5 protein-coding genes are annotated in these 4,089 nt (G+C 47.7%); 3 read left to right on the forward strand and 2 right to left on the reverse strand.

Annotated features, from left to right (window positions below; genetic code table 11):
- The first annotated feature begins 477 nt into the window (after positions 1-477).
- From IQ260_RS28395 to IQ260_RS28405, 3 genes are all read left to right on the forward strand, one after another.
- Positions 478-1,200: a cytochrome b/b6 domain-containing protein gene (locus IQ260_RS28395; RefSeq protein WP_193996429.1), complete on the forward strand. Its 723-nt coding sequence runs from the start codon at positions 478-480 to the stop codon at positions 1,198-1,200.
- 277 nt (positions 1,201-1,477) lie between these two features.
- On the forward strand, positions 1,478-1,927 hold the full coding sequence (gene ndk / locus IQ260_RS28400) for a nucleoside-diphosphate kinase (protein ID WP_193996430.1): 450 nt from the start codon (positions 1,478-1,480) through the stop codon (positions 1,925-1,927).
- A 26-nt stretch (positions 1,928-1,953) separates the two neighbouring features.
- Positions 1,954-2,742 (forward strand): DUF4870 domain-containing protein, encoded by a 789-nt coding sequence (locus tag IQ260_RS28405; RefSeq protein ID WP_193996431.1) that lies wholly within the window; start codon positions 1,954-1,956, stop codon positions 2,740-2,742.
- A gap of 222 nt (positions 2,743-2,964) precedes the next feature.
- On the opposite strand, the gene IQ260_RS28410 is transcribed toward IQ260_RS28405, so the two are convergent.
- Together IQ260_RS28410 and IQ260_RS28415 are read right to left on the reverse strand one after the other, a co-directional pair.
- Complete coding sequence (locus tag IQ260_RS28410) at positions 2,965-3,213, reverse strand: hypothetical protein (protein WP_193996432.1); 249 nt, start codon at positions 3,211-3,213, stop codon at positions 2,965-2,967.
- A gap of 480 nt (positions 3,214-3,693) precedes the next feature.
- Positions 3,694-3,990, reverse strand: a complete 297-nt coding sequence (locus IQ260_RS28415; protein WP_228016509.1) for a phage integrase N-terminal SAM-like domain-containing protein — start codon at positions 3,988-3,990, stop codon at positions 3,694-3,696.
- Positions 3,991-4,089: the final 99 nt, after the last annotated feature.

Consider the following 4,089-nt stretch of genomic DNA (forward strand, 5'->3'; position numbering starts at 1 on the left):
GCCATCCCACCAGGGTTTGTTTCAGATTTTTTTTAGGGGAAAGCTGAGCCGGTAGCGTATTGGGGATACTACTGGCTTTACCGGATAGGTTGGAAGTACTAGGCACGGATGAAACCTTAGACTGTGATGATTTAGGAGAGGGATTAGACATGATCCGATAAGAGACTCGTGATAGTAATTTAACGTATATAATTTGGATATCTGTCTTACCGGTGGATATCTGCACCTGATTCTTACTAACGCTTGTGATTGTGTCAGAGTCTTCTAAGGGGTCTTATTAGCAACTTCATCGTATACATATCTAAACTTCAAAGAGTTGGTAAAAAGATCAGAAAAACTTTAAAAGAAACATCCGTTATCTAAAAAAATACAGGAGAAAGACTAGCCGTACATGGAACATGTCGACCTTAGATCGTGTCGCTGGCTCTGTGGCAAGCTGTTGGCACACAAGCTGTCGGCTATCATTCTGGCTGCTCTATGAAACCTACTTCCCCGTATCAACCGCTGCTTCTACGAATTTTGCATGGCCTCACTGGTATTTTTCTGGTGCTGGCTATTCTCAGCGCGTTTTGGACCTACAACACCTACGATGGTCGCTGGGGACAGCTACCACTCCCGGAATACAAAGCGATTGAAGGTATTCATGGTACCTTTGGCCTCTACACGCTGTTAATTTTTCCGGTGTTTGTTTTCTATGCGTTTCGTCGCGGTCAGCATCGTTTAGCTCCACCCGATACCTTCGCTAAGTTAACTCAGGTGAGAAAACCGGTGTGGTGGTATACCCTTAGCCGACTGACCAATACCTTGACCCTGGTGGCGCTAACATTTGCGCTGTTTAGCGGCAAGATGATGGATGAGACTTGGTTACCCCAGGGGGAACTGGAGCATTTTTGGTACTACGGGCATCTGGTGTCGTGGGTGATTATGGTGGTTGCGATCGCACTTCACCTGCTGCTGAATGCCAAAGTTGGTGGTACACCGTTACTCCTCTCCATGTTACACGGAAATTTTTTATCGCAAGATAGCCCCAGGCTTTGGAAAAATCACATCATTAATTGGTGGTCCAATTTCCAACCTGGCTCCTGGTCAGAGCGGCTGCAGGTCATCTGGATGCGCCCCAAACTAGAACTCATTATTTGGATCAGCCTCATTGCTGCTTGGCTGATTGCCTTATCTAAAGAGCTTGTATTTTCTAATTAAAAGCAAGCTTAGAAAAGCAGCCGTGGGCAGGCCAGTTGCAGAAAGCCGCCAGTCCAGCATCCATCAGATTAAGCCAGGTTTCATGCCGGATCTTTAAAGGGGCCGTACGTAAAATGACCGCAAAGGGATATACCCTAGATCTGGCTCTATCACTGCGGATGCTCTAGTCATTGGTTGGATGGCTATCATCAACCGCTGAGATATAGCCCACCGTCTGCGCCATAAGCAGCACGGTGATTCCCATAAACTCAATAAACGTATTGTTAGGAGCAAAGCTGTGGAACGCACTTTTATCATGATCAAGCCTGACGGTGTTCAGCGGGGTCTAATCGGCGATATCATCAGCCGTTTTGAAACCAAAGGATTTAACCTGGTGGGCATGAAGTTCATGGCCGTCTCCCGTGAACTCGCCGAAAAGCACTATGGCGTCCATAAAGAGCGCCCTTTCTTTGGCAGTCTGGTGGACTTTATTACCTCTAGCCCCGTAGTTGCCATGGTTTGGGAAGGTGAAGGCGTCGTTGGCTCTGCCCGCACCCTAATCGGTGCAACAAACCCCATCAGCTCTGCCCCTGGAACCATTCGGGGTGACTACGGGGTGACCATCGGGCGCAATATCATCCACGGTTCTGACGCTATTGAGACGGCCCAGACAGAAATCGCCCTATGGTTCTCCGATGACGAACTGGCCAGCTGGGAATCCTGCGCTCAGAGCTGGATTTACGAATAAGATTCGGGTAGAGGCGCACTATCGCCATGGATCAGGCACAAAACTCCCCTTCATGGGAACTTTTTTTGCATCTTTCACTGTTGTTGGGGTGGGTTGTGCCTATTCCCTTTATAGATATTCTATTGCCAATAATCATTTGGCAAGTGACCAGGCGACAATATCCTCAGATTGATCCCCATGCGAGGAATGTACTCAATTGGTTGATTTCATCGACACTCTACAGCGTTATTTTACTCGCGACGTTAGTGGGAACTATTTTTCTGCCCATATTATGGGGAATGCGCTTCGTCTTTCCCATTATTGCCGCGATTCAGGCCAGTAAGGGAAAGGTGTGGCAGTATCCCCTTACCCTTGATTTTTTGGGAGCCAGACCAGAAAAACATCTTAAACGAGCCGCCATCGGATTTTTATCCTTAGTTGTTATTCCCATGGCTATGCTGTTGGGTTCCATGGCTTGGCAAAATCGTCGTACCAGTTGGCTAGCTAGCTTGTCCCCAGCCACGGGCACGGTGACCAAGGTTATGGAAAAAGTAGATGACTATGGCGATACGGTGTATAAGCCGGTGGTTACCTTTAAGGTGCCGCAGCAGGAGTCTTATCATGTCTCTCCTGCGGACTGGTCTAATGCTCTAACCTATAAAAAAGGAGAGTCTGTGGATGTGCTCTACTCTCCGGCTGATCCAGCGGATGCGATTATTAATGAGTGGTTTGAGAAATGGGGTGGTGTGACGATAGTGCTGGTGTTCAGCGCTGTTCTTTTAGGTTTCGCCATTATTCCTAGTCTCTTTTGCTGGGTGATTTCATGCTTTGTTTAAGCACGATACTTCAGGCTATCTAATTTCCTTTTTTTAATCGATTGTTTAATCGATCCACGACCGACTACCAGCGCCTCCACGTCAAATTGTCTCTTTTAGTGAACAACCCTCAGCTAGCCCTGGCGTTTCAATCCGGCGCGGGCTTCAACTCGATATGAAGCCATCGACAAGACGCGTACTGGCATTGTTGTGATGACATCATATCGAGATTTTGCAATGGGTCTATGGTTTGATCGCCATTCGTTTGGTCAAAATTGCCATGACTTCATTGGGGCGACCCGTGGAAATGGGCTTACTCCAGTCGTTGGGCTCGGCGTAGCGTTTTCGGTGCAGGTCTTGAATGTTCAACCGAACGCCGGTCAGGGAGCCAAAGAGCAGATGGCGGACGGTTTCATATTGATGGTCAGGCAGCGGTTCGGTGCCAAGCGACAACGTGGACGCAACAGCGCCCTGAGCGATATCGACAAACATAAGCTTTGGTCTCCAAACGGTAGCGTTGTAAACCTTTGGCCACAGCCAACACTAGAAGGTCGTAGTCAAAATACTACAGACCTCAATTTGGTCGCGGTTTAGGAAGAAACCAAAGCTCAAATTTAGCTGCCCCGATTATGTGATGCAAACCGGGGCAGCAATAGGATAAAGTATCCCAAGCCTCGGACTGCGCTTTCAGTCAGGGGTTAGCTGGCGGTGCGGTGGCTCTAACACCTGCCGCCAGTGCTAAATATTGAGCTTTGTGGTCATGCCCCGAAGGGCGTGAGAACTAAATTACCGCTAAGTCATTGATGACGTCAAGCAAAAAATATTGCAGTTGATTACGAATCCAATGGACTGCGTACTCCACGTCCACAACAAGTGAGTCGCAAAACTATGGCGAAAAGTATGACAACCGACACGCTTCTGTAAGGGACTGGCTCGAAAATAAAGTACCCGTAGATCGAGTTTCGACTCCGCTCAACGCTCAAAGCTGGAAGGTTGAGCGGAGTCGAAACCTGGTTGATCGAGTACATTATTTAACCGCAGATCCCTAAACTGAAGTGGACCCCAAAGCTTATTAACCGCCAAATGGGTTAAAAACGCTTCAATTTCCGGTATCCCCATGTCCTTGGGATGACGCTTGTTATGGAAAAGGATATAACGACGAATCCATTGGACATAGGTCTCTTCGGTTCGATAGGAATAATGTCTTAGCCGAATAGCATCACGTACTTGGTCAAGCAGTTTTCTAGGACGAGGTTCAGGCGATGACATGAAATCAGAATAAGAGGACCAGATGATAAATAAATCCTAAGAGGATGTTTTAAAAGGTAGAGGGGTGTATCAAATCATGCCAGTCTCCTGAGCATCAAG

The organism is Leptolyngbya cf. ectocarpi LEGE 11479 (assembly GCF_015207065.1).
Taxonomy (GTDB): Bacteria; Cyanobacteriota; Cyanobacteriia; order Phormidesmidales; family Phormidesmidaceae; genus Leptothoe; species Leptothoe ectocarpi.

Coding starts and splice junctions, on each gene's coding strand:
- IQ260_RS28415 (WP_228016509.1), bottom strand. CDS start 3,990: ATGTCATCGCCTGAACCTCGTCCTAGAAAACTGCTTGACCAAGTACGT.
- IQ260_RS28410 (WP_193996432.1), bottom strand. CDS start 3,213: ATGTTTGTCGATATCGCTCAGGGCGCTGTTGCGTCCACGTTGTCGCTT.
- IQ260_RS28395 (WP_193996429.1), top strand. CDS start 478: ATGAAACCTACTTCCCCGTATCAACCGCTGCTTCTACGAATTTTGCAT.
- IQ260_RS28405 (WP_193996431.1), top strand. CDS start 1,954: ATGGATCAGGCACAAAACTCCCCTTCATGGGAACTTTTTTTGCATCTT.